Source organism: Collinsella aerofaciens (assembly GCF_040926405.1).
Taxonomy (GTDB): domain Bacteria; phylum Actinomycetota; class Coriobacteriia; order Coriobacteriales; family Coriobacteriaceae; genus Collinsella.
In genome coordinates this window covers 57,604-58,173 of the sequence record NZ_JBCOIG010000012.1, presented here as the reverse complement: position 1 = coordinate 58,173, position 570 = coordinate 57,604, and the positions used below count along the sequence as shown (strand labels likewise).

1 protein-coding gene is annotated in these 570 nt (G+C 61.8%); it reads right to left on the bottom strand.

Going from position 1 to position 570, the window contains the following annotated elements; all coding sequences use genetic code 11:
• Positions 1–570: DHH family phosphoesterase (locus AB5758_RS05895; RefSeq protein WP_368155435.1), on the bottom strand; the 570-nt coding region annotated here is incomplete at both ends.

Genomic DNA, 570 nt, shown 5'->3' with positions numbered 1-570 from the left:
CCACACCAGCACCGGCAAGCTCGCGCGAGGGGCCCTCGTCCTCGAGCTTGGGGTCGGTCAGGGGCACACCCTGCGGCACCTGGTCGGAGGGCTCGTGATGGTCCGTGACCACCAAATCGATCCCCAGGTCCTCCAAATAGGAAACCTCTTCCTTGGCGGCAATGCCGTTATCGACGGTCACGATCAGCTGGGGGCGAGCGAGCTCGTTAACGCGGTCGAGTGCCGCGCGCGAAAGACCGTAGCCCTCATCAAAGCGATGCGGAATAAACGGCGTGACATCGGCGCCAAACGTGCGCAGCGCCTCGGTCAACAGGCAGGTCGACGTAATACCGTCAACGTCAAAATCGCCAAAGACTGCAATGTGCTCGTGGTTGCGAATAGCACGCTCGACGCGGTCGGCAACGACCGACATGCCCGGGATAATGAGTGGATCGGCCCAGTCGCGATCGAGCGAAGGCGTCAAAAACAATTGGCCCTCTTTGATGGAGCCAATGCCGTGCGCGACCATAATGCGCGCCACCAGCCCGGGAATGCCCAGACCAGCCGAAAGCTCCTTTTCGAGCTCGGGGT